21 protein-coding genes and 3 pseudogenes are annotated in these 23,701 nt (G+C 48.0%); 8 read left to right on the top strand and 16 right to left on the bottom strand.

Annotated elements, in window-relative coordinates:
• Positions 1-40 precede the first annotated feature (40 nt).
• Entirely contained in the window at positions 41-514 is a 474-nt protein-coding gene (locus BLT32_RS10680; protein WP_053954277.1) for a type II secretion system protein, read from the top strand.
• Here BLT32_RS10680 and BLT32_RS10675 read toward each other — a convergent pair.
• Entirely contained in the window at positions 496-1,509 is a 1,014-nt protein-coding gene (locus tag BLT32_RS10675; RefSeq protein WP_053954278.1) for an isopenicillin N synthase family dioxygenase, read from the bottom strand. The genes BLT32_RS10680 and BLT32_RS10675 overlap by 19 nt on opposite strands.
• A 161-nt stretch (positions 1,510-1,670) precedes the next feature.
• Between BLT32_RS10675 and BLT32_RS10670 the strand changes: the two genes are divergently transcribed.
• A complete protein-coding gene (locus BLT32_RS10670) occupies positions 1,671-2,387 on the top strand; it encodes a YebC/PmpR family DNA-binding transcriptional regulator (RefSeq protein WP_053954279.1) in 717 nt (238 codons plus the stop codon).
• A 73-nt stretch (positions 2,388-2,460) separates the two neighbouring features.
• Positions 2,461-3,158, top strand: a pseudogene (locus tag BLT32_RS10665) (OmpW/AlkL family protein).
• A 104-nt stretch (positions 3,159-3,262) separates the two neighbouring features.
• On the opposite strand, the gene BLT32_RS10660 reads toward BLT32_RS10665, so the two are convergent.
• Genes BLT32_RS10660 through BLT32_RS10640 form a run of 5 tightly spaced genes read right to left on the bottom strand, consistent with a single transcriptional unit; the run spans position 3,263 to position 8,347 of the window.
• Positions 3,263-3,574: an ArsR/SmtB family transcription factor gene (locus BLT32_RS10660; protein WP_053954280.1), complete on the bottom strand. Its 312-nt coding sequence runs from the start codon at positions 3,572-3,574 to the stop codon at positions 3,263-3,265.
• A 7-nt stretch (positions 3,575-3,581) separates the two neighbouring features.
• The gene (locus BLT32_RS10655) at positions 3,582-3,800 is read right to left on the bottom strand and encodes a YgaP family membrane protein (protein ID WP_053954281.1); all 219 of its coding nucleotides are present in this window, start codon (positions 3,798-3,800) and stop codon (positions 3,582-3,584) included.
• A 25-nt stretch (positions 3,801-3,825) separates the two neighbouring features.
• A complete protein-coding gene (locus tag BLT32_RS10650) occupies positions 3,826-5,031 on the bottom strand; it encodes a hypothetical protein (RefSeq protein WP_053954282.1) in 1,206 nt (401 codons plus the stop codon).
• 2 nt (positions 5,032-5,033) lie between these two features.
• Complete coding sequence (locus BLT32_RS10645) at positions 5,034-5,834, bottom strand: outer membrane lipoprotein-sorting protein (protein WP_053954283.1); 801 nt, start codon at positions 5,832-5,834, stop codon at positions 5,034-5,036.
• On the bottom strand, positions 5,831-8,347 hold the full coding sequence (locus tag BLT32_RS10640; RefSeq protein ID WP_053954284.1) for an efflux RND transporter permease subunit: 2,517 nt from the start codon (positions 8,345-8,347) through the stop codon (positions 5,831-5,833). Before BLT32_RS10640 ends, BLT32_RS10645 begins: the two co-directional genes overlap by 4 nt.
• A gap of 98 nt (positions 8,348-8,445) precedes the next feature.
• Here BLT32_RS10640 and deoD point away from each other — a divergent pair, with 98 nt between their 5' ends.
• Positions 8,446-9,156, top strand: coding sequence for a purine-nucleoside phosphorylase (gene deoD / locus BLT32_RS10635; protein ID WP_053954285.1), 711 nt, complete (start codon positions 8,446-8,448; stop codon positions 9,154-9,156).
• A gap of 137 nt (positions 9,157-9,293) precedes the next feature.
• Positions 9,294-11,717, top strand: coding sequence for a bacteriohemerythrin (locus tag BLT32_RS10630; RefSeq protein ID WP_082343252.1), 2,424 nt, complete (start codon positions 9,294-9,296; stop codon positions 11,715-11,717).
• A 57-nt stretch (positions 11,718-11,774) separates the two neighbouring features.
• Here BLT32_RS10630 and BLT32_RS10625 read toward each other — a convergent pair whose 3' ends face one another.
• From BLT32_RS10625 to BLT32_RS10585, 10 genes and pseudogenes are all read right to left on the bottom strand, one after another.
• A complete protein-coding gene (locus BLT32_RS10625) occupies positions 11,775-12,947 on the bottom strand; it encodes an acyl-CoA dehydrogenase (protein WP_053954287.1) in 1,173 nt (390 codons plus the stop codon).
• 19 nt (positions 12,948-12,966) lie between these two features.
• Positions 12,967-13,656 (bottom strand): helix-turn-helix domain-containing protein, encoded by a 690-nt coding sequence (locus BLT32_RS10620; protein WP_053954288.1) that lies wholly within the window; start codon positions 13,654-13,656, stop codon positions 12,967-12,969.
• Positions 13,657-13,762: 106 nt separating this feature from the next.
• Positions 13,763-13,939 (bottom strand): annotated as a pseudogene (locus BLT32_RS10615) (4Fe-4S dicluster domain-containing protein); the annotation flags it as partial.
• Positions 13,936-15,237: a peptidase U32 family protein gene (locus BLT32_RS10610; RefSeq protein WP_053954290.1), complete on the bottom strand. Its 1,302-nt coding sequence runs from the start codon at positions 15,235-15,237 to the stop codon at positions 13,936-13,938. The gene BLT32_RS10610 and the pseudogene BLT32_RS10615, both read right to left, overlap by 4 nt.
• A gap of 108 nt (positions 15,238-15,345) precedes the next feature.
• A complete protein-coding gene (gene narL / locus BLT32_RS10605; protein WP_053954291.1) occupies positions 15,346-15,990 on the bottom strand; it encodes a two-component system response regulator NarL in 645 nt (214 codons plus the stop codon).
• Between the two features lie 231 nt (positions 15,991-16,221).
• Positions 16,222-16,854: an MFS transporter gene (locus BLT32_RS10600; protein WP_235444006.1), complete on the bottom strand. Its 633-nt coding sequence runs from the start codon at positions 16,852-16,854 to the stop codon at positions 16,222-16,224.
• A gap of 411 nt (positions 16,855-17,265) precedes the next feature.
• Positions 17,266-17,724, bottom strand: coding sequence for a helix-turn-helix domain-containing protein (locus BLT32_RS10595; RefSeq protein ID WP_053954292.1), 459 nt, complete (start codon positions 17,722-17,724; stop codon positions 17,266-17,268).
• Positions 17,725-18,031: 307 nt separating this feature from the next.
• Complete coding sequence (locus BLT32_RS13125) at positions 18,032-18,166, bottom strand: virulence RhuM family protein (protein WP_268762570.1); 135 nt, start codon at positions 18,164-18,166, stop codon at positions 18,032-18,034.
• 50 nt (positions 18,167-18,216) lie between these two features.
• The gene (locus BLT32_RS10590) at positions 18,217-18,819 is read right to left on the bottom strand and encodes a hypothetical protein (protein WP_053954293.1); all 603 of its coding nucleotides are present in this window, start codon (positions 18,817-18,819) and stop codon (positions 18,217-18,219) included.
• A 105-nt stretch (positions 18,820-18,924) separates the two neighbouring features.
• Positions 18,925-20,721, bottom strand: coding sequence for an ATP-binding protein (locus BLT32_RS10585; protein WP_053954294.1), 1,797 nt, complete (start codon positions 20,719-20,721; stop codon positions 18,925-18,927).
• A 287-nt stretch (positions 20,722-21,008) separates the two neighbouring features.
• Between BLT32_RS10585 and tmpT the strand changes: the two genes are divergently transcribed.
• The 3 genes and pseudogenes from tmpT to BLT32_RS12975 form a co-directional block, all read left to right on the top strand.
• Positions 21,009-21,647, top strand: a complete 639-nt coding sequence (gene tmpT / locus BLT32_RS10580) for a thiopurine S-methyltransferase (RefSeq protein WP_053954295.1) — start codon at positions 21,009-21,011, stop codon at positions 21,645-21,647.
• Between the two features lie 215 nt (positions 21,648-21,862).
• Positions 21,863-23,296: a sodium:proton antiporter NhaD gene (gene nhaD / locus BLT32_RS10575; RefSeq protein WP_053954296.1), complete on the top strand. Its 1,434-nt coding sequence runs from the start codon at positions 21,863-21,865 to the stop codon at positions 23,294-23,296.
• A 174-nt stretch (positions 23,297-23,470) separates the two neighbouring features.
• Positions 23,471-23,701 (top strand): annotated as a pseudogene (locus BLT32_RS12975) (IS110 family transposase); the annotation flags it as partial.

The following is a 23,701-nucleotide window of genomic DNA, read 5'->3' as shown; positions in this document are numbered from 1 at the left end:
GGGGCCATTACGGTCCCTATTTTATTTTTGGTGCTTGGTTATGCGACGCAGTAAAGGATTTACACTAGTCGAGCTTATTATCGTCATTGTTGTGCTTGGTGTGCTATCGGCTGCAGCCGCTCCTCAATTTATTAACTTCTCCAGTGATGCTGAGAAAAGCCGACTTTATGGCTTGGAAGCGTCACTTAAATCAGCGTTAGACATTACCTACAGTAAAGCCGCTATTCAGGGAATAGAGCAGCAAAGTGCGACCTGTTTGGGTGGTAAGTTTGATGACGTCAATACCAGTTGCCCGGACGGCGGAACGCTGCTTTTTTATGGTTATCCGGCAGCAAAAAGAAATGTGCTTAGTAATGTGATTAACTTAACCGACTGGACAGTATCCGAAGTCGGTTTAGGTAGTGTTATTCGTATTGCGGCAAGCAACGCCCATATCGATAATTGCTACTTAACATACTCAGAAGCAACCTCAACCAGTGAGCCCAGAATACAAATTTATGCCGATAACTGTTGAGGGGTATCGTTGTAAAAATTTTCTGTGACATCTGGGTGCGATCGCTTACGCCCCTTAAGGACATTCTCGCCCACCTTTCGTAGCAGTGGGTTGGCTGGATCGCTACTGGGTCCGTGCGCCAAACGCTTTAAGTGCTCTGGCAGTGCCAACACTGGAATATCGGCATCAAGTTGCGCGGCCATGAAAAAAGCCGACGAATAACGGGTAACTCCGGTGGGGGGGCTGACAACTCTGTGGTTCGTTGCTTTTAAATAGCCGTCTGATGCTAACTCAAGCAGCTCTCCAATATTTACCACCAAGGCCCCTTTACGCGGGCTTACCGAGTGCCATTCATTGTCAATTTCCACTTCTAAACCGCTGTGTTCGCCTTGCAGAACAAAGGTTAGATAGCCGGGATCTTTATGTGCGCCCACACCTTGATTACCGCCGGATTCACTGCCGGGGTACTTAATTAACTTGGTATGTCGATAAGGGCCGTTTTGCACGGTGGGTTGCAAGGCATCGGCTGGTTGCTCCAGAGCCTCACAAAGAGCGGACAATAATGTCAGTCCAACCTTGGTTAAACGATCCTGCCATGTGAGTAATGTTGAGCGCATGCGAGGCATTGCGTCAGGCCACTGGTTAGGTCCAATGAGCTTTTGCCACTCCTGAGTGACGAGCTGGGAATGTACTGCTGGCAGTTCATCCATGATGTCGAACTGCTCACGAAAGTCTAAAGCACCAGCTGTAAGCTCGGTATGCGTTTGATTGTAGCCACGAAAATGCGGTGAATTTGCCATTTTCACCTGTCTTTTTTCTTTTGCATTCAAAGCAAAAAATGACTTCGACAGTGAAATAATGTCGTCTTGCTCAGCTTGACTTAAGTCGTGACCTTCCAAATAGAAAAAGCCCACATCCCTTGCGGCAGCACCCAGCTGTCGTATAAACGACAGTCTGGTTTCATTATCAGTGCTTTGATAGTCAGCAAGTGACAAAACCGGAACTGAAGACGACATAACACTCCTCAATAAAGCGAATTGCTTTAAAATTTGATCTGGATTCTACGCCCAGGTGGAGCGGCACTGAAGAATCAAAACGTTCTATGGTAGATATATTGGCTATATTGCATCGGCTGTGTAAAATTACCGACTTCTGTTTTTTAAAAGAGAGTAAGACGATGGGTCGCGCCTACCAAAACCGTAAAGAGTCGATAGCCAAAACTGCCAATGCGAAGAGTAAAGTCTATAGCCGCTATGGTCGTGAAATTTATGTGTGTGCAAAGCAAGGCGGGGCAGACCCTGACGCAAACTTGTCTCTTCGCTCGCTTATTGACCGTGCTAAGAAAGACCAGGTGCCGGCTCACGTTATCGAGAAAGCCATAGACAAAGCACAAGGTGGCGCTGGTGAAGATTTTTCTCCCGCTCGTTATGAAGGTTACGGGCCAAGCAACTGCATGGTGATTGTCGAGTGTTTAACCGACAATCCGAACCGTACATTCGGCGACGTTCGTAATGCCTTCACTAAGAGCAAATCAAAAATTGGCGAGCAGGGCAGCGTCATGCACTCGTTCGAACATTGTGCGATTTTCGCCTTTAAACACGACAGTGAAGACGACGTGTTAGAAGCGTTAATGGAAGCCGATGTTGATGTCACTGACGTTGAGTTTGAGGACGGCCAGGTCACCGTGTTTGCTCCGAATACTGAATATGCAGCAGCCCGTCAGGCCCTCACTTCGGCATTTGAAAATATCGATTTCGACGCAGATGAAATTCAATTTCTGCCGCATGTCACTACGCCAATTTCGGAAGAAGACCAGCCTATGTTTGAGCGTTTAATGGACATGCTAAACGACTTAGATGACGTTCAAAACATTTATCACAACGCCGAACAGTAGATTGATAGAGATCAATACGCGCTATCATTAAACCTTATAAGCTTTATGGGTATTCAATAACAAGGAGTTACCCATGAAGCTTAAAGCGTTGTCTTATGGTGTATTGTTGAGCTTGCTAAGCACCCCTGCTTTAGCAAATGATTTTTCCCTCAATGTTGGTGCCATCTCGGTCATGCCTGATGACAGCAGCTCAAGCCTGAATGTCGTTGAAGGCGAAGCAGGGTTGCCGTCTAACAGCACGGGCGTTGGCGTTAATACCAATACGCAACTTGGTCTGACTCTAGACTACGCGGTTAACAACAACTGGACAGTGGAACTGGTTGCGGCAACACCGTTCAGTCATGATATTACCGCCACAGGCGCATTGGCTGGTTTGAAAGTGGGGAAAACCAAGCATTTACCCCAACACTACTAGCGCAGTATCACTTCGATTTAAACAGCGATACGTTTAAGCCGTTTGTCGGTATTGGCGTGAACTACACCGCTTTTTTTGATGAGCAGGTCGATCCGCAATTGCGTTCAACATTGGGTATCCTGGGTGTTGTTACCGACAGCGACTCGGTTGACTTAGCGCTTAAAAACAGCTGGGGTTACGCATTACAGGCGGGCGTGAACGTGGCCATTAATAACGACTGGGGTCTGCATTTTATGGTCAGCAAAATGGATATTGATACCACCGGTGACGTGCGTGTGAATGGCAACACCATTCAAAGCGTTGACGTTGATATCGACCCTTATGTTGCTATGGCAGGTGTGCGCTACAACTTCTAAAGCGGTCAGTTAACCACAATCTCTAGCAAGATAATGTCGCTATTATCATGAAATTTAAGGCAAAGCGGGATGCGACAAAAGGTAGCATCCCCAAAGGAATATCACTAAAGAGACGGACAGAATTTGGTTTTCAGCAACTTCATGAAGGCTTCGGTATCCGGATCTTTAATTGAATAGAAAACCGTTTGAGATTCTTTGCGAATGGTCACCAATTCTTGTTCCCGAAGTACCGCTAAGTGCTGTGAAAAAGCAGACGCACTTAAATCAAAATGTTGGTGTAATTCACCAACACTTTGTTCTCCTAATGCCAGGCGGCATAAGATTTGTAAACGATGGGGGTTGCCCAGCGAGCGCAGAAAGCTTGCCGCGTTCTGCGCTTCTTCCTGAAGCATCTCTTGTGATTCAGTTGCACTCATGGTGTCTTTATTTTCCTGCTTTTTCTAACTCGCGTTCAGTTTTAAGTCCGAATGCTTTTTTCATAAACATGCTGGCTGGACAAAACCCGGTAAAGGACTGTTGGAATAAGTTAGCACCAACAAACACAGTTAGCCACATCCAATTCGGGTGAACCCAGTAGGTTAAGGCCACGGATAACAATACCATAAAGCCGGCAAATGCGGTTAAAGCTCTTTCTACGCTCATCGTAAAACTCCTTCAGTTTCTCGCATTAAAAGGCGTATCTCATACGCAGATACGCATTGTTATTCTCTGTAAACTGACCGAAAAAGGTATTCGGAGTCTCGCGGAAGAACAGGTTAAAACCACCGCTGAATGACCAGTTGTCGTCAATGCGGTAGTCAAATGTGGGGCGCAAGTAGCCGTCGTTTTGATTCGGCGACACAAAAGCAAACAGTGATAGATTCAGGTCATCACGCTCGTCGCGCCAGGTTAAGCGGGTGGTGAGTACTGTACGTGTTTGGGTGTCGCCTTTCTCAATGTAGGCTTGAAAGCCGCCGGTAAATCGTGTCCACAGCTCTTGCTCATAGCCAACCAGTGCACGCCAGTGGTCTGCTGCGTTGTGACGGTTGTAATTGGCCACCTCGGTGTTAACCAGGCCTGGGCCAAAGGTCATTCGCACTGACGCCCCAACCACAGTTAAACGGCCAAAGGTAGGCTGAAAGTTTTCAGTAACGGCTTCGGGGCTTTTGGTGAAGCCGTCGTAACCATAAACAGCGTATTCCACACCATCGTAATTACGGAACAGGCGCACTGCGTACTCGTCGCGCGTAGGCTCTATAAACTGAATAGATGGGTCATCACCGGTTAATTGCCCGGTGAGTGGGTTAAAATAGGAGAGGCGCTCACCGCGAATGTAGTTATCGTGATCAAACTCCGGTGACCAGACAAAGTCGATATTAAACCAGTCGAAATAGCTGGTAATTCGCAATGCATCAGAAGGTGCTTTTAAGTACTCCTGGTCACGCCCGACAAAGAAGGACTGCCAGTCTTTCGGGAACAGGTCGTTCAGAAATAGGTAGTCGCCGGTGCCCCAGGTGAGTACCTGACGGCCAACTTTTATATCGGTATTATCGAAAACCGTGAACTGGGCATTCAGCTCGCGAATTTGGCCATGCCAGGTTTCATCGAAACCGTCGTACCAGCCGTCGGCTTTTGCTGTCCAGGTAATGTCCTGCCAGCGCTCGTCAAAACCGAGCTGAAGTCGAGGTTCGGCAATAGACAAACGCTTGTGATAGGGGGAGGATTCAAACCGTCCGCCTATTGCCGCCTCAACGAAACCATAGACATTAATACTCTGGTCTTGTTCCGTTCCCCAGTCACTGTCCCATTGCTCATCGCCCCAGGAGTCTTGCGCTGACGCGGCCTGAGCCAAAGTGAAAAGAACGGTAAAGAGGGAAAAAGCACGATATGTCATGACTAATCTCTCAGTTGCAGCCATTCTGCCGGCGGGTTACGCAGGCTACGCTCGCTGAAAATGCTGTCAGGCAAACCGATGTTGTACTTCATAAAGCGAAACTGCATTTCAGTTTGTCCGCCATTAGTTAAGTCAGACATGCGTGAATGAGTTACGGTTGGGTAGCCCTGTACCGTTTCCACTTTCAGGACTTCCATTTTTCGGTAGGCCTCGCCGCTGTCGTTATAGAAAGTGCTTTCTATCGGCAGCATGTGCTCTTTATCAATAACGACTTCGTAGTAGCTGAACTCGACGTTGTCAGGGTGTTTCGGCGTACCTTTTAGTACGTAACTGTCTTCATTTTCAGAAATAAGCTCGTAGTTATCCAGCGCTGTATTGCGGCCGGAAACGTCTTCATAAAAAAAGTGTGACCCCACAAAAGAGGTGCGCTTATCGCCGGCAGATATGCGTTTCACCAAATCGAGATCAGGTAAATACAACCAACGGTCATCGTCGTCGTTGACTTGTTTGACCACACGGAACACCGTGTCGCGCACGTCGGCAGGGCGTGAGAAAAATATCATCATGTCTTGTACGCCGCCGTCCTGCTGGTCTTTACGCAAAATGGTGAATTGGCGCATTTGTTGGCGGCCCTGATTATCGGTAATGATCATGCGCGCGGCACTGCGACCGTCATCGCCCGAGTAATAGGCGTTTAACTCGGCTTGTTCGACAATGTCACGAGCGCTTTTTTCAGCGCTAATAGCCTGGCTACTAACAAATAAAACGGCGGTGGATAACGCGGTTAAAAATAAAGCTTTCATGATTGACCTCCACGGAATATCAGGCGGCTAAAGGCAGTCATTACCGCCGGGAGCATAATAAGTGTCACTATGGCGGATATCGCCATAATGCTGGCCAGGAATACACCCACTGTAATGTAGGGCACTAACGGTGCGAACAGCAGTGGCGTAAAACCAATGGCAATGACAATGGCATTGTGGGAAATGGCACGCGCGGGCTCGTCAAACATAACCGCCAGCGTGTCTTGCCAGTTACCGGTTTGCTTGAAGGTAGCGCGGGTGCGTTCAATGAAGTGAATGGCAAAGTCCACCGACAGCCCAAGTGTCAGCGACGACAACACCGCAATAGGCATGTCGTAGTCTTTACCGACCCAGCCAATAAGGCCATAAATAAAGGCAATGGTTAGACTTAGTGGTAGCATAGCCAACACACCGAAGACCACCGAGCGGAACAGCAGTACCATCATAATAAACACCACCACAAAGGCGCTGATTAAGCTGTCCAGCATGCCCTCGACCATGGCTTCCTGCCATACCACGTTCAGGTAAGCTTTACCGGCCCAGTCTATTTCAATGTTGGCGGGCAGTGGGTTGTCCTGAATGTAGCTATCGACAGCGTTGACGACTTTAGTTACGTGCTGGTTGTCACCACTGGTCAGCTGCAGCCACATTAAGCTGCGTTTGTAGTCCGGTGTAACAAAGTGCCAGAGGTCCTGCGGACGGTGCGATGACTGGTATTGCAACAGGGTTTGCGCAACACCGTTGGCATTGTCCGGCAGCTCGTAGTCTTTCTCTTCGCCCGAGCGTAACTCGCGGTTCACCGTCTTAACCACGTCGGACAGACTGTTTGACTTGCCCACCAAGCCTGTCGTTTGCAGGTAAGCTTGCATCTCGCTCATGTAAGCCAGTAACTCGGGGCTTTGGAACGCCTTGCTGGCGGTATTCAGTTGCTCGAGCTCAGTCATTAAGCGCTCTAACGGCTCTAATTGGTCAGAGCCGACGCTGAAGAGCAAGTCATCAATAGCGATAATCCACTGGTTAAAGTTCACTTGCTCTTGCTCAAGCAGAGCGCTTAAAGCATCCCGCGATTCTTCAGACAGCGCGTCGTTATTCAGGGCGTCACGAACCGCTGAGCGCGCTTTTTCGGTCGTATCTAGGGTATTTTCAAATACTACATACGCGTTGTACGTCCCGGCAAAGTGGTCGTTTAATACTTCGTCAGCAATACGAACCTCGTGGTCAGGTTTAAACCAACGCACCGGGTTGTCGTTAATGTTTATTTGCTGAATACCGAACCAGGCAAAAGCCAAAACGGCCAGGAAAAAGGCTATCCACAGCTTCGCATGACGAGCTGCAACAGCGCCGAGCTTTTGTAGCCAGCCGTCTTTATGTTCTTCATGAGTCGCCTGCGCAAAGCCTTCCAGGGTTGACGGTTTCAACGCGCACAGGTAGGCAGGCACAAAAAATACCGTAATTAAGAACGCCAAAAGGATACCGGAACCAACGAAAGCGCCGAATATTTGTACTGGCGGAATCGGCGTTAACATTAATGAGTAAAAACCAATGGCCGAGGTGACTGAAGTAAACAGCATGGGGGTAAATAAGTGCCCCAACACATCTTTTATCGTGTCTTTCGCGTTTCCTTTTTCACGGTATCGGTCAGAGAACTCAGACATAATATGTACCGAGTCGACCACCGCAATCGGCATTAGGAAAATGGCTATCATCGACGACATAATGTGCACGGTGAAGCCAAACGCAATGAGCGCACCCATGGTGATGAGTACGGTCGACATCGCGACTATCATGGCGGCACTTATGAAACGCACATTACGGAAAAAGACCCAAAGCAATGCGAAAATAACAGCGGCCGCTAGCGGTGCAGAAATGCCCATTTGCACAAACATTTCAAAGCCGAACTGGTCTTCAGCTACCGGCAAGCCGGTAATATGCCAGTCGTCGCCGCTCTCTAAGGTACTGATTTTGTCACGCAGTTGCTCCGCCAGCGCATAGCTCTCGTCTTTACTTTCAATAGGCACATAAATAGCGGCGGCTTTGTTATCGCCGGAGACAATGGTGTTATAAAGCAGTGGCAGGTCTTCAACTTGCTGCTGAATGTAGCGAGCTTCAGCGTTATTTTCCGGAGGTTGCTTCATCATCCATTCAAAGCGAATGGTGCCGGGGCCTTCCTGAGTAATATTGTCAACGTTAGCCAGCGACATCAGGTCGTCACTAACCACCCCGTCCAAAGACTCGGCGTAACTCGACACGGTATGCAGGTCGGTTAATGTCTGTTGATTATAAACACTGTTCTCATTCACTACGCCAACGACAATCATGTCATGCATAGCGAAGGTTTCTTTTACCTCGTTATGAAAAAACCGCTGCGGATTGTTGTCCGGTAGCATGTTCTCAGGATCGGTATCAATGGTAATAGAGGGGATAAAAGCAGCAACGCCAAGCGTGATCAGCGTCAATAACCAAAACACGCTTCTGCGGTACCCTGTCGCCAATTTCATAATGACATCGATCATATTATTTCCGTATTTGCTAATTTAGATAAATACAAAATATAGTCGATCTTTTTCATTTTGTCATCTATTTTGGTTAAAAAACTATCAGAGTGATTTCTATGACAACACCTCATATTGCTGCACAACCAGGCGCTTTTGCCGAACTTTGTCTTTTTCCGGGTGATCCGTTACGCGCTAAGCACATTGCCGACACACACTTGAGTGATGCGGTACTCATTAGTGATACACGCAACATGCTGGCGTTTACCGGCAGCTATCGCGGCGTGCCTGTGTCGGTGATGGGGTCGGGCATGGGTATGCCGTCCTGTATGTTGTACGCACAGGAATTGTTTCAGCATTATGGCGTTCAGCAGCTGATTCGGGTGGGCAGCTGTGGCTCGGTAGCACCACATTTAACGCTTGGCGATATTGTCGTGGCTCAAGGCGCTTGTACTGACTCTGCGATGAATCGCCATACCTTTGGTGACTACGACTTTGCACCTATTGCTGATTACAGCTTGCTGAGTCGCTTTGTTAACCAATGCGAAGCAAACCATCAGCGCATTGCCGTGGGTAATGTGTTCTCTACCGACAGTTTTTATCATCCGGATAAAAAGCTAAACCAAAAAGCTGAAGCAATGGGAGCCTTGGCTTTAGATATGGAAGCGGCAGCCTTATATGCCGCTGCTGCGGTTCACAAACGTCAGGCGTTGGCCGTAATGACCGTGTCTGATGAGCTGCAAACCGGGCTAGGTTTGTCGGCGCTGGAACGTCAAACTGCTTTTAACGACATGACCGAAATGGTCTTAGAAAGTACGGTCATTTATTAAACTGATGTACTTTTTTGACCGAGATCAACTAACCGTTACCTATTAAGTTATAACTCTATATTTCATGTGACTAATGCCGATGATTAGGCACAATAGCGAGTTTGTCGCTCAATGTATTCACATGAAGTGGAGTGGTTATGAAGTGGTTGGATAGGCTAACGCGACCGATTCAAAAGTTGTTTAATGTGCTGAGCTTTCGCCGGAAGTTCAGCCTTATTGGTTTCCTGTTATTTTTACCGGTTATCGTGTTAAGTACACTGACTGTTAGCGACTCCCTTAATAAGAGCGGCGCGCTGGAGCAGAAACAGCAGGTAGCAACATACTGGCCCGAGTTTAAAGGCTTATTTGAGCATATTGCGAAGCATCGGGGCATGACCGGAACAGCAGATCAGCGACGCTCATTTTCAACGGAAATTCAGCGTTCGGCTCAGCGAGTTGACCAACACCTAATGGCGTTAGCGGACTTAGCCAGCCGTAATGACAACCTTTCTGAAAACCGTGTCAGTGCATTTAAACGCAGTTGGCAGCAGTTGAAAGGATCTACCGGCCAGTTTGACTCACATTCGCAGCTTATTGCACAGCTGCACCAAGCGTTAAAACAACTTAGTACCGATGCAAAACTGTTACTGGAAGATGACTTGGTCAGCCTGCAGTTGGCGCGCTTAAGCACAGAATCATTGCCGCAGCTGGTGGAGCTAAGTGGCCAGCTACGTGGTTTAGGTGCCCAATGGCTTAACAGCGCAAACTTGTCCTCTCAGCAGCAAGTTATGACCCTAAGTTACGTACTTGAAAGTGAAGTTGAACAATTCGTGCAGGCCGTTGAGGCGCTCACTGACAACAGCAACAACGAAACCCTAATGAGTCATGCTAAGGCTGCTGAGCAGCAGTTATCAATGTTCAGTGACTCTGCCGCCGAGCATTTAGCGCAGCGCACCATGTCGGCTGACGACTTTTTCCGTGAAGGGTCGGCAGCCATAGGCACCTTGCTGGGTTTTTACGATGCCGTTATTCCGGTGTATAAGCAACGCCTTGACGCACGCCTGGCGAAACTGGACAGCGTTATCTGGAAAAATATTATTCTGCTGGCGCTGGTGTTGTTGCTGCAACTGCTGCTATTCACGAGTTTGTATTTAGGCATTTATCGGGCCATAGCGGCTAACATCAACATGGCCAAACAATTGGCCAACGGTGACTTGAACAGCCTGGGCGTTGCCGAGGGTAAGGATGAGCTGTCTAAAATTACCGACTATCTGAATTCCGTTGCCATAGAAACCAGCTACTCGGTTGATGCCATTCGTAAGTCCAGCGACGGCATGGATCACCTGGGTGACGGCAACTACCAGGCGATAAAAGCCCTAGCGGAGCGAGCGAAAGAACAGGCGGCGCAAATGCAAAGCGCGGCGGCAGCGGTAGAGCAAATGACTGCCGCCATTAGCGAAGTGTCCGAGTCGACACAACGAGCTGCCACCGAGGCCGACAATACCATGACCTCTGCGCAAAACGGTCAGCAGGTGGTCAATACTATGGTCGAGGCTATTCAGCGGCTTGAGCAGGAAGTGTCTGAGTCTCAACAGGTCATAAAAACCTTATCGGAAGACAGCCAGGCCATTTCGAAAATTCTTCTGACTATTAACGATATTGCCGACCAGACTAACTTGTTAGCACTGAACGCGGCTATTGAGGCGGCGCGTGCCGGCGAATCGGGCAGAGGCTTTGCAGTGGTTGCCGATGAAGTTCGCCAACTGGCGCAGCGCGTGCAGGCATCGACGGGTGAAATTCAGAGCGTTATTGGGCGTTTGGAAACCAATACCGAGAACGCCGTTCATACCATGGAGCGGAACAAAGCGCTGGCTGGAGAAAACGTTGAGCACGCCAATAAAGCGTCGATGTCATTGACCGACATTGTCGAAAACGTGGGGGTGATTAACGACCTGAATACGCAAATTGCTTCTGCGGCCGAAGAGCAGTCCGCCGTCACCATGAACATTCAGGAAAACGTTAACTCGCTGTCAGAAAGCGCGAAAGTTATTGATGAGCGCTCTCAGGAGGCGTTGGAAAGCTCCGCGCAATTAACCACCCTGGGCGGCGAAATTAAGTCGCTGGGTGACCGGTACTACATTGAAAATGCAGTTATTGAAAAACGCCTACAAGAGCAGGATGTGCTCATCGAATGGTCGTCAAAGCTCGATGTAGGTATTGAAGAGATTAACCGTCAGCATCAGCGCTTAATTTATATTGCTAACGAGCTGTATCGACTGAAGTTGCGTGACGGCGACCAGCACGCCCTGCAACGCTTGGTGGACTCGTTAATAAACTACACGGCCACGCACTTTAATTACGAAGAGCTGCTCATGGAGCGAAACGGCTACCCGGACTTAGAAAACCACAAAGTGAAGCACAAAGAGCTGGTGCAAGATGTTATGCGCTTTAAACACCGCGTCGATAACCATGAAGACGTGATTGATGAGCTGTTGGACTTTGTGAAAGCGTGGCTAATGAACCATATTATGAAAAGCGATATGGCGTACAAAAGCCACTTAAACGGCAAAGGTATTCACTAACTTTTATAGAAATTTACAGCCCCAGAATAACCACTGGGGCTGCGTTTTTTACTTTAGTTAAAATGCAGGGATGTCGGTTTGAGCCCGACCGAGAATTAATGCGTGAATGTCGTGGGTACCTTCGTAGGTATTTACAGCCTCTAAGTTCATGACATGACGAATAACATGATACTCGTCGGCAATACCGTTACCGCCGTGCATGTCGCGAGACTGGCGAGCAATATCCAGTGCTTTACCACAGCTGTTGCGCTTAATCAGTGAAATGGCAGTTGGGTTTAAGGTGCCGTTATCGAGCTCACGGCCGGCTTGCAGACAGCCCAATAGACCTAAGCTAATTTCCGTTTGCATGTCCGCCAGTTTTTTCTGTATTAACTGGTTTGCTGCCAGTGGGCGGCCAAATTGACTGCGTTCTAACGTGTATTGACGTGCAGCGTGCCAGCAGAACTCCGCGGCACCCAGCGAACCCCAGGCAATGCCGTAACGCGCTTTGTTGAGACAGCTAAACGGACCTTTCAAGCCTTTCACTTCCGGGAAAATATGGTCTTCAGAGACTTCAACACCATCCATAACAATTTCGCCGGTGATAGACGCACGTAATGAGAATTTTCCGTCAATTTTAGGAGCGCTCAGACCTTTCATGCCTTTTTCCAGCACAAAACCGCGAATGTCTCCGTCCAGCTTTGCCCACACCACAAATACGTCTGCGATAGGCGAGTTGGTTATCCACATTTTCGAGCCGGACAGCACATAACCGTTGTCAGTGCGCTTCGCGACCGTACGCATACTGGCAGGGTCAGAGCCCGAGTCAGGCTCGGTCAGACCAAAGCAGCCGACCCATTCGCCGCTGGCTAGCTTCGGCAAATACTTTTTACGTTGTGCTTCAGTACCAAAGGTATAAATAGGGTGCATGACTAGGGAAGACTGCACACTCATGGCACTGCGGTAGCCGCTGTCAACGCGCTCAATTTCGCGGGCAATAAGGCCGTAGCTAACGTGGTTTACACCGCTGCCGCCGTATTCTTCCGGTAACGTCGAGCCCAAAAGACCCATCTCACCCAGCTCGCTCATTATGTCGCGATCAAAATTTTCGTTTCGGTTGGCTTCCAGCACACGCGGCATTAGCTTTTCTTGCGCGTACTGATGCGCACTTTCCTGAATCATTTTCTCTTCATCAGTGAGTGCGTTTTGCCAGTTGAGTGGATCGGACCAGTTAAACCCAGCGGATGACATGTAACCTCCTGCTTAGCGCTTAAACGACGCGACGCTCCAATGCGCTTAAATCATTAATTGTTAAAATGGACTGTTTGGTTTGAATGAGCTCTTGCTCTTTCAATGCAGTAAATATACGGCTGACCGTTTCAACTGCCAAACCCAGATAGTTGGCAATGTCGGTACGTGTCATGGGCAGTCGGAATTCACTGCGAGACAGACCATGTTGCTGCATGTGCGTGCTTATTGAAAGTAAAAACGACACCACTTTTTGCTCGGCGCTGGTGTTCACAATGTTTAAGTAATGCTTGCTGTTATTACCCAGGCGTCGGCTCATTAAACGCATCAGGTTACCTTCCACTTTAGGCAACTCTTGTGCGAATAGTTTATTTAACTTTATTTCGCACAGCATGGAGGTTTCCAGTGTTTCGCAATAAGTGCTGGCGTTGCCGTTGGCAAGAGACTCAAGCCCGACAATGTCGCCCACCATGTGGAAACTGGTAATTTGCTGCTTGCCATTGCTGTCTATGGTGTAGCACTTCACTGAGCCGCTTTTTATCGCAAAAACCGAGTTCAGTGCTTCGCCTTCGCTAAACACCACGCTGCGCTTATTGTATAAGTGCGGTTCACGGCTGCTTTTGTCGAGAATCTCGACATCGCTTGGAATAAGTCCCGCAGGTACACAAATAGATTGCATGCTGCATTGATTACATTGAATTGGAGTACGCATAGTCATCTCATCGACTGTATTATTGACCTGGCTCACTATACAAAACCCTCCAATTGATTTATGTACCTCTAAAGAGAGGGGGGACATACCCCTTTGCTTATAAAATATCGACTGCCTCTACCGGGCAAACCGCATAACAGTTAGGCGTGTCGTAATACCCCTCGCACTCAACACACTTATCCTGATTAATTTCGTAAATGTCGTCGCCCATAGCTATCGCTTCTGTTGGGCATTCGGGCTCGCACATATCGCAGTTAATGCAACCGTCGTTTATCTTAATCATGCCGCCTTCCTCGCAAGGTTTTCTTTGACCAAGAAACAGTAGGGGATGTCTTTTTCATCAATGGCGACAGGTGTGTTTAGCACCACTGTGTAGCCAGAGCCGGGCGCGCGAATTATGGCTTCGTCTCGTATCGAGGTCATATCCGTCAGTTGAAAGCGATGATTCCCTTTCGGTGTCATTAGCAGAAGCTCATCGCCAATGGCAAAACCATTTTTTACCGCCACCTGGTAGCGCCCGTCGCCGTGCGCATCACAAAGCTGGCCAACCAGTAAGTGTTGACCTTCGCTGTGTGAGCGTTCGTAATTTTGTAAGTCCTGCGGTGTATGGCGCTGCAAAAAGCCCGCCGTGAAACCGCGGTTTGCCATACCTTCTAAGTCGTTGAGCAACGCCGGGTTAAAAGGCTTACCGGCAACCGCATCATCAATGGCCTGACGATACACCTGAGCGGTCCGGGCAATGTAATAGTCGGACTTAGTACGGCCTTCAATTTTCAGCGAATGAACGCCCATTTTCACCAGATCGTTAACGTACTCAACGGCGCGCAAGTCTTTTGAATTCATGATGTAAGAGCCGTGCTGGTCTTCATCGAGCAGCATTAAGTCTTGCGGTTTTTTAGGGTCGCCAAGTAGCACTGGGTCGTACTGACCAACGGCATTTTCTTTGGCTTCGTGCACTTCATAGCCCCAACGGCATGCATTGGTGCAGGCGCCTTGGTTCGGGTCGCGTTTGTTCATGTAACCCGACAGCAGACAGCGGCCGGAATACGCCATGCAAAGGGCGCCGTGTACGAACACCTCGACTTCAATATCGGGCACCTGTTGGCGCATTTCGGCAATTTCTTTCAAACCCAGTTCGCGTGACAGAATGACCCGCTCAATGCCTTGTTTCTGCCAGAACTTCAGCGCCGCCCAGTTAATGGTGTTGGCCTGAACGGACAAGTGCAGCGGCTGCTCGGGGAAGTGCTCCTGCAGCAACATCACCACACCGGGGTCCGATACAATTAACGCATCGGGCTGCATGTCGACAATAGTGCGCATGTGTTCGACAAAGCGCGTTAATTTTGTATTGTGCGGAGCAATGTTTACGACCACATAGAAACGCTTACCCCGTTCGTGGGCTTCTTCAATGCAGTCGCCTAAATTGTCCAGCGTGAAAGAGTTGTTTCGCACACGCAGGCTGTAGCGTGGCTCGCCGGCATAAACGGCATCCGCACCATAGGCAAAGGCCATACGCATAGCTTCAGGGCTACCCGCAGGGCAAAGCAGTTCGGGACGGAAATTAGCGGCTGACGCAGACATAAAACACCTGTATGACCAAAGTGGCGGCAAAGATTAGCAAATTTCCCAGGTGCTCAATTTGATATGAATCAAAATCTATGGCTGGGGGAATCAGGGTATTACTTTTTCTTATTGGTCTTGTTGGTTAACCATCCAAACTGCTGCTTCGACACGAGAGCGCAGCCCGAGTTTTTTCAGTAAGTGCTTAACGTGTACCTTTACTGTACCGTCTGAAATATCCAACTCCCGAGCTATCATCTTGTTGCTCATGCCTTGAGCAATCAGGCTTAAAATTTCGTATTCGCGATTAGTCAACGAGCTTAGCGGCGAGTTTACTGATTTTGGCTGTCGTAAAGCGGTGGCTAAAATTTCAGTAATGGCCTCGCTTAGTACCATCTTCCCCGTTACCGCTCGGTGTATTTGTTCAAGTAAGAGCTCTGGCTCCATATCTTTTAACAGGTAGCCGTCGGCGCCATTTGTTATAGCCGCTACTACATCATCGTCCGCATCGCTAACCGTCAGTATAATAATACGAGAACTAACGCCTTTGTCACGTAGCCTTTTGAGCGTTTGAATACCATCCATACCTTGCATGTTTAAATCGAGAACAATCAAGTCAGGGTCATATTCTTCGGCGAGCTTCAATGCATCGAGGCCACTGCTTGCCTCAGCGACAACTTTCATGTCGTCTTCCATCGCAATCAGCTGTTTAAGGCCCTTCCGTAACAGTGGGTGGTCGTCCACCAGCATGATACTCGCGGCTTCGGTTGTCATTATTTTCTCCCTAAATAACAAACTGTTGCTAGTTTGGCATAGGTCGCGTGAAAATTCACTGCAAACAATTCTAATTGTCTATTTTGGTCATCTTTGGAGCAGGGTATATTAGTCTTTTGAACTTATTTTTCGAGATGTCCCCTGAGTATAAGCGAGAGCATTGGAAGACTTATCTGAAAGCTCCCAAATAGTACAAGACTTTCTTTTACTATGGTAAGACAGCTGGCACTATCACTGTTCGGTACTCGCACTTTCTAAAGGTTCGCCTTCTTCATCTTGCAGCTGATTATCGTACGCTGCCTGGAGACCTGCCTCTTCTTCAGGAACTTCACCCTCATGTTCATTATGGCCGGGGTAGAAAGGCGATATAAGGGCAATAAAAACGCCCACTGCGGCAAAAATAGAAAAGCTTTCGGCGTAGCCAAATTCACCAACTAATAAGCCAATAATGGGGGACCCAGCTGCCTGACCGAGAGCACAGGCCACAAAGGGCAACACTGGTCCCATTGAAAGGCGTCCGGGTAATAAACGAATGCCTGTCATTAAGTACAACCCGGTTAGGCTCATGTAAGCCAAGCCGAAAATCAATGCTGAAAACACAGCAAGATAGATCTGGCTTGGGCTGGCGGCTAATAGAGTTAAACTGGTTGTTAGCATCATTAGCATTAGTGCGTGGGTTATCGCCGGGTTATTTCTGTCGGCTAAGTCACTGACAATAGCACCACCCAAACCGGCTATACCTAGGGCTAACCATAGCCAACCACTTTGCTGAGACGACAGAGAGCCCAAATTGGTGACTAAGTCCGGCCCAAACGTCCAATAAGCTGAGGCTATAAAGCCCATGGCGAAGGCAAATAAGGACAACTTTAATAAACGCCACCATTGTCGAGCTTAACTGACTCACTAAAGCCAGACCGAAAACACCAAACAAAGCAGATAGCACTGTCGTGTTACGCGCACCAAAATACTTGGTGACTAACGGAGCCACTAAACTGATAAAAACGAAACTGATAAGGGGGAGTGCGGCGATAACACCAATTGTGTTAGCGCTAATTTCTAGGTCAGCACGTATTTGCGGGACAAACAAACCAAAGGCGAAACGAGCCAGCCCAAAGCTTATGGCAATAAGTGTGGCGCCTGTCAGCGCAAAACGGATGCCTGAAACTTGTCCCATAAATGCGTTTTAAACTAATGACTTGTACCATCAGTCTAGGACGCATTTTGGGGTTACGAAAGCCTCTTCATTTGCATCAAATATTACGGTGTAATTTGAACTCATTCGTAACCCAGCCTCAACTCTTGATCAAGTTGAGACAGCTCATCAAGGCTTTTAAGGCGCTCTTCTCGCAGCTTATCCTGATACGCACGAATATCAGTGAATTTAACCTTTCGTCGATTACCGACTCGATGATACGGAATTGCTTGCTCATCGAGAAGCTTTATCAAGGTGGGTCGAGATATATTGAGTAAGTCAGCAGCTTCTTGGGTTGTCAGCTCCATGTGAATAGGCATTAGCTTGACGGCATTCCCTTCACCTAACTCAGTTAACACATCGACCATTAACCGTAATGCCGATACCGGAATTTCGATTTGCTTAGCTTCGCCGCTGGACGAATTGATGGTCAGCGACTGAACTGAACCTTTTGTTTCCAAGACAGCTGCCAATTCTTGTCCGCATAGCTTGGCAAGCGCCGAATCTGATTCTGTTGGCAAGTTATGTTGATAGTCTTTCATGGCAGTACCCTCTTTTTAATTATCTTTATTATTCGCAATATTCGAAAATAAAGCAAGGTGTTTAATTTGGAACCGTGTCATTTTTTAGTGCTTGAGAGGTTTTAGCAAAATAAAATGCTCTACCGTCGCTAATGCCATCGCTTGGTTTATCGACATAAGTCTCAACAAAGCGAGTCCACTCGCTGTTTGAAAGAGCAAAGTCGCTCAACGCTTGTAACTTGCCTTTTACTGGTAAGGGGTTCAGTGGTTGTTTCCAAAATGGAAATAACCACTTCTGGCTTTAGTTCGCCACTCTCAAAAATATTCTTTAAATGCTTGGGTATAGCGGGAACGCTAACCCAAAAACTACCGCCATTCGATCTTGCGTTAGCCAGATGGTTTCACCGCTCAGCAGTGCGTACAAGTTTTGCACACGCTGAACCTCGCCCGAGTTTGCCGTCATTAGCTTGGTAAATCTCAATACTGTTTGTCATTGGAAAACCTTATCTGACATTATTCCCCGCAACTTACATTCTCCATTGATAAGCGATAAACCTTATGAGACCCATCAGTGGTACCTTTCGAGATCAAAGCTACGCTGTTGTCGCCTCGCTTTATATCAAAAACTTTAAGCCAACGTGTTTTTCCTACCTTGATTAATTCGTATCGGTTAAAGGGGAGTGGGCATTTTAAATACACGTGGTGATAAGCCGTCCCCATAGCACCGGGGTCAGCGGTGTATACGTAAAATGAATCTTGACCCGCGCTCTGTTCATAGTGGATGTAATCCTTCGGAGCCATTATTCCAAAGAATAAATTCCCCAATAGGAGCGTAGGAATTTGAACCCATGACAGTAAATAAAAAACACTGAAGAATGTGATTTTTAATACTTTTGAATGGAAAGCCTCAGCAATTATAGAGCGATTTTTAACCAGCAAATAAAGGCCAGCAACGACGCTCAATAATTTAACTAAGCGAACGATATCGCCGAGTGTATCCATTGCTCTGGGCGATTCGTAATGTAACCCCCAAAGAGTGCCTTCTCCTAAAGTTTCTAGTAGAGGGATGAGAATGCATAATAAAGCGACAACAATGTAACGGTTCCTTTTTAGCACGATAAATTCCTTTTTAATTACCTTGCGAGAGAAAGCTGGAACTCATTTGGACTTTTGTAAAGTACAGTGGTTCCGTCACTTGGTTGGTGATTTTAAAGCAGCCCTTTACTGCAACAAATAATCCGGGGTAAAGGTAAAGAACACTTCGGTGCCACCTTCTTCCAGTCGATTCAGACGAATGTCGCCGCCCAGGTTGCGGCTGCGCTCTTGCATAATCGCCAGGCCGTAGTGGTTAATTTTCTCGGCGTTTTCAGGCAGGCCAATGCCGTTGTCGCGAATGCTTAGCTCAACGTCTTGTCCGCTTGGTTGCGACAGGGTAATGCTGACTTCACTTCCTTCGCTGTGGTTTATCGCATTTTGACTGGCTTCACGAATAATCTGTAGCAGGTGAATTTCTTCGTGCGGCGCTAATGGAATATTGTTCAGGCGATAATCTAAGTTAATGGCCATGTCGCTTTGTTCGGAGAATTGTTTCACCGTGGTTTGCAGCGCGTTGTATAGGCCAGAGCCGTCGACTTTCAGGCGGAAGGTAGTCAGCAGTTCGCGCAACTGGCGGTAGGCGGCGTTCAGGCCTTCGCGCAGTTCGTTGCTCACGTCGTCAATGGTGTCACGGTCATCTTTGTCGACGGCTTTGTGCAGTCGCGTAACCTGAATTTTTAAGTACGACAGTGCCTGCGCCAGAGAGTCATGGAGCTCACGCGCAATAACGGTACGCTCGTGCATCAGTGCCAGACGGCGCACTTGCTCTTCTTCAGACTTAAGACTTTGCGACAAGGCCAGTTGGTCGGCGGTTGAGCTCATCAGCTGTTGTTGCCAGGTGGCCAGTGGTTCTGTTGGGTCGCAGCGTACAATGAGCACACCGTAGTTTTGGTCTTCGCGTTTTAACACAAAGCGATACACCATTTTGTCTTCAATAACCGACGCACCCGGGCCGGCTTTTATACAAGTGGCGCAGTCGCCGGCTTCACAGGGTTCATGAGAATTTGGGCGTGGCTGCAATTGCAGGAATGGGCGGTTCCCTTCTTCGGTCAGCAGACACAGCTCAATGTCTTCAACTTCGCCCACTTCGTAAAGCCTTTCAACAACTTCCTGATAATTGCTGTAATCGTAACCGTATTCGATGATAGAGCGGGCGGTGTCATACAAGAACGACAATACTTTGTTTTTACGAGAAAGTTCTTCGGTCTGCTGTTTGACACGGCGTTCCAGACCGCCGTAAAAGTAGCTGGCGGTGTCTGACATTTCATTCAGCGTTTGTGCCAGCTGACCAATTTCATCGTTATTATTAAGCTTAGATTTGGCGGTAAAGTCACCGCGACCTAACTGCTTAGAAACAGACATTAAGTGCGTGAGCGGCTCATCAATTTTGCGCTTCAGTACGGTTAATAGAAAAAAGACCACCAGGGCAATAACAAGCGACGCCAGCACTAAAGCAATGCGCACAGTGAGTATTCTTTGTTCTGTCTGAGCCTGCAGAACCTTTATAAGCTCGTTTAGGTCGTCGACGTATGAGTCAATTCGTTGTAGGTCGCTACTAGATAGTTGAGTAAAACCTCTGTTTTGAACTTCCTCAACAATGCTTTGCCATTCCCGATTTATACGAGCTGCGTAATTCTTAATCTCTGCATCGGCCTCTAATGTAAGAGATCTCAGAGCGGGACTCCCCCAAAGCCGTTGAATCTTTTCTGCGGTCGCCTGAGCTTGTTCTTTTTGGTTACTTATAAACTCGGTGGTGAACTTATGGGTGTTAGTGCGTATGGCGGTAGTAGTATTAATAAGCTTGGTATCTTTCGCTGAACTTTCTAGCAGACAGAAAGCAGATAAAGAGGATGCGCTGGCGGCAACCACAATAATCGCAAGAGATATTCGAAAGACATTGATAATTGACGCATTGCTCAGCATAAATAACCAGCGTTCTGTTACTAACAGTTCAATGATATAGCAACAGTGGGTCTTGAAACAATAATTGGTAAATTTGGTTCGCTTATCTTAGCTGAGGGTTAGCAGTAGCTGATTTTGAGCGTTGAGCCTTAGAATAAGAAGCGGACATTAAAGGTTTTGATTTTGTCAGTACCGGGTCGCCGCTGTTACAGTAGGGCTCAGTACTACTGGATTTTTAATGTATTTAAAGGCACCCTTCGTGGGTGCTTTTTTATTGGTAGTAATCGTTTTTGATTTAAGGAGTCACCATGGAAGCCAGCTTTTGGCATGAACGATGGGAAAATCAGCAAATTGGCTTTCACCGCCCGGAAGCTCACGAGATGCTGCGGCGCTATTTTAAGAAAGTCGCCAAGCCGGGTGCGACGGTATTTGTGCCGCTGTGCGGTAAATCAAACGATATGCTGTGGTTATTAGACAACGGTTACCGGGTGTTCGGTATAGAGCTGAGTGACATTGCGGTACAGCAGTTTTTCAGTGACAACGAGTTAACGCCGACAGTGACGCAAAAGGGTAAGTTTAAGGAGTACGCACTGGATGAACTGGTCATTTGGGTGGGAGACTTTTTTGAGCTAACCGGAGCCGACATGACTGACGTTGACGCTTGGTATGACCGCGCTGCCATGGTGGCGTTACCGCCGGAAATGCGTACCCGCTATGTGAAGCAGTTAAGCGAGCAGTTGCCTGAACGCGCTCGGGGGCTATTGATAACGTTGCAGTATCCTGCCGGTTATCGGGAAGGACCACCGTTTTCTGTCAGTGAAGGCGAAGTGGAATCCGGTTTTGGTCAGCGTTTTAGCATTGAGCAGTTAGAGGCCGACGAAGGTATCGTCAATGGCGAGAAGCCCGAAGATAACCCGGTGACAGAGCAAGTTTACCAACTCACGTAATAGCCAGTGACATAAAGTAGGTAACTTGACATATCTACCTACAAAGAGGGAATTTAACTTCCACTTTTTTAATGCTGTAAAAAAGTGGTTTTGTGGTATTCTCCGTTCGCATTTCAAATTCAGGCTGGAATGATCAAACACTTTTTAACCATTAACCGACAAGGAGAGTTGGTGCAAGTTATGTAGTCCGGCATAACTTGCGCTAAAAAAGCGCCATGACAAAATTACTGCTTACCGTCATTTCCCTGTTATTTTCGGTATCAGTACTGGCAGCAGAGCCCTCTGCTGACCGTATCGATTTAACCTCTTCCACCGTTGGCTACGCCGCCCTGATTATTTTCGCTCTCGCATACATTCTGGTAATGGGCGAAGAAAAACTTCACATGAGAAAGTCCAAGCCGGTGCTGGTCGCCGCCGGTCTTATCTGGATTCTCATTGGCGTTGTCTATACCGGAGAGCATGCGGCTTTAGCGGAGTCAGCATTTCGACATAACTTGTTAGAGTTTGCTGAATTGATGCTCTTCTTGCTAGTGGCGATGACCTATATCAATGCGATGGAAGAGCGGCGCCTATTCGACGCCTTGCGTGCCTGGCTTTTGAAAAAAGGCTTCAGCTACCGCAAGTTGTTTTGGATAACGGGCATTTTAGCCTTCTTTATTTCGCCCGTTGCCGACAACCTGACAACCGCATTATTGATGTGTGCCGTGGTTATGAAAGTGGCGCAAGATGACAAAAAATTCGTCGCTTTATGCTGTGTCAGTATTGTCATTGCGGCCAACGCGGGTGGCGCTTTCAGTCCCTTTGGTGACATTACCACGCTTATGGTTTGGCAAGCCGGACAGGTTACTTTTACCGAGTTTCTGCGATTATTCCTGCCGTCAGTGGCGAACTATTTAATACCTGCGCTTGTGATGAGTTTCTTTATTGAAAACAAGAAACCCAGCACACTGCATACAGAAGTGGAATTGAAGCGTGGCGCACTGCGTATTACTTCATTATTTTTATTGACCGTAGCAACCGCTGTTACCTGCCATATTTGGCTGCATTTGCCACCGGTATTGGGCATGATGATGGGTCTGGGCTACTTACAGTTCTTCGGCTACTTCCTGCGTATGACCTTACCAGGCTCACTAGCGCGTAAACGTGCTATGGCCGAGCGAGAAGGCGACCAAAAGCGCCTGGAGCAACTAGGTGGGGTAGTACCTTTTGATGTATTCAGTCGTGTCTCTCGAGCCGAGTGGGATACCTTGCTGTTCTTCTACGGCATTGTGCTGTGTGTTGGCGGTTTAGGTTTCATGGGTTATTTGAGCTTGTTGTCGGAGTCATTGTACGGCGGCGTGAGCCACACATGGGCCAACAGTATCTTGGGTGTGATATCTGCGTTTATTGATAACATCCCTGTTATGTTTGCGGTACTGTCTATGGATCCCGATATGTCGCACGGCCAGTGGCTGTTAATTACCCTCACTGCAGGTACCGGTGGTAGCTTACTCTCGATTGGCTCAGCCGCCGGTGTTGCCTTAATGGGTCAGGCGCGCGGCTACTACACCTTTGCCTCACACCTAAAATGGACACCCGTTATTGCACTAGGCTACATAGCCAGTATATTGCTGCACTTGTGGCTGAACGAAGCAACCTTCAATATTTAGGAGGGGAAAAAGCGTCGACGGGTTGGGTGTCTGTTATCAGAGAGTGTGTGGCGCCAAGGATGGCGCCACGCAAGCCCCCCACGGATGATGGGATGGACACCTCGCTTTACACGGCGTCGCAATGCGCCATTATTAAAGTGATGTGTTCAATAATCTCAAACGAGGTGTCCACCCATGAAAGTTACAACAATTAGTATCGATTTGGCAAAATCTGTTTTTCAAGTTTGCGGAACTAATCAAGGGGGAACCGAAGTGTTCAACCGCCAAGTCCGAAGAAACAAATTGCTCGAGACCGTTATACAGTTCCCAGATGCTGATATTGTGATGGAGGCATGCAGTGGCTCTAACTACTGGGGCCGTTTGTTTATTAAGCATGGTTTAACCGTCAAACTCATCCCCCCTCAG

Origin of the sequence: Idiomarina zobellii (genome assembly GCF_900100855.1) — a bacterium.
Classification (GTDB): domain Bacteria; phylum Pseudomonadota; class Gammaproteobacteria; order Enterobacterales; family Alteromonadaceae; genus Idiomarina; species Idiomarina zobellii.
This window is presented reverse-complemented; position numbering and strand designations above follow the sequence as displayed.

Coding starts and splice junctions, on each gene's coding strand:
- BLT32_RS10680 (WP_053954277.1), top strand. CDS start 41: ATGCGACGCAGTAAAGGATTTACACTAGTCGAGCTTATTATCGTCATT.
- BLT32_RS10675 (WP_053954278.1), bottom strand. CDS start 1,509: ATGTCGTCTTCAGTTCCGGTTTTGTCACTTGCTGACTATCAAAGCACT.
- BLT32_RS10670 (WP_053954279.1), top strand. CDS start 1,671: ATGGGTCGCGCCTACCAAAACCGTAAAGAGTCGATAGCCAAAACTGCC.
- BLT32_RS10660 (WP_053954280.1), bottom strand. CDS start 3,574: ATGAGTGCAACTGAATCACAAGAGATGCTTCAGGAAGAAGCGCAGAAC.
- BLT32_RS10655 (WP_053954281.1), bottom strand. CDS start 3,800: ATGAGCGTAGAAAGAGCTTTAACCGCATTTGCCGGCTTTATGGTATTG.
- BLT32_RS10650 (WP_053954282.1), bottom strand. CDS start 5,031: ATGACATATCGTGCTTTTTCCCTCTTTACCGTTCTTTTCACTTTGGCT.
- BLT32_RS10645 (WP_053954283.1), bottom strand. CDS start 5,834: ATGAAAGCTTTATTTTTAACCGCGTTATCCACCGCCGTTTTATTTGTT.
- BLT32_RS10640 (WP_053954284.1), bottom strand. CDS start 8,347: ATGATCGATGTCATTATGAAATTGGCGACAGGGTACCGCAGAAGCGTG.
- deoD (WP_053954285.1), top strand. CDS start 8,446: ATGACAACACCTCATATTGCTGCACAACCAGGCGCTTTTGCCGAACTT.
- BLT32_RS10630 (WP_082343252.1), top strand. CDS start 9,294: ATGAAGTGGTTGGATAGGCTAACGCGACCGATTCAAAAGTTGTTTAAT.
- BLT32_RS10625 (WP_053954287.1), bottom strand. CDS start 12,947: ATGTCATCCGCTGGGTTTAACTGGTCCGATCCACTCAACTGGCAAAAC.
- BLT32_RS10620 (WP_053954288.1), bottom strand. CDS start 13,656: ATGCGTACTCCAATTCAATGTAATCAATGCAGCATGCAATCTATTTGT.
- BLT32_RS10610 (WP_053954290.1), bottom strand. CDS start 15,237: ATGTCTGCGTCAGCCGCTAATTTCCGTCCCGAACTGCTTTGCCCTGCG.
- narL (WP_053954291.1), bottom strand. CDS start 15,990: ATGACAACCGAAGCCGCGAGTATCATGCTGGTGGACGACCACCCACTG.
- BLT32_RS10595 (WP_053954292.1), bottom strand. CDS start 17,724: ATGAAAGACTATCAACATAACTTGCCAACAGAATCAGATTCGGCGCTT.
- BLT32_RS13125 (WP_268762570.1), bottom strand. CDS start 18,166: ATGACGGCAAACTCGGGCGAGGTTCAGCGTGTGCAAAACTTGTACGCA.
- BLT32_RS10585 (WP_053954294.1), bottom strand. CDS start 20,721: ATGCTGAGCAATGCGTCAATTATCAATGTCTTTCGAATATCTCTTGCG.
- tmpT (WP_053954295.1), top strand. CDS start 21,009: ATGGAAGCCAGCTTTTGGCATGAACGATGGGAAAATCAGCAAATTGGC.
- nhaD (WP_053954296.1), top strand. CDS start 21,863: ATGACAAAATTACTGCTTACCGTCATTTCCCTGTTATTTTCGGTATCA.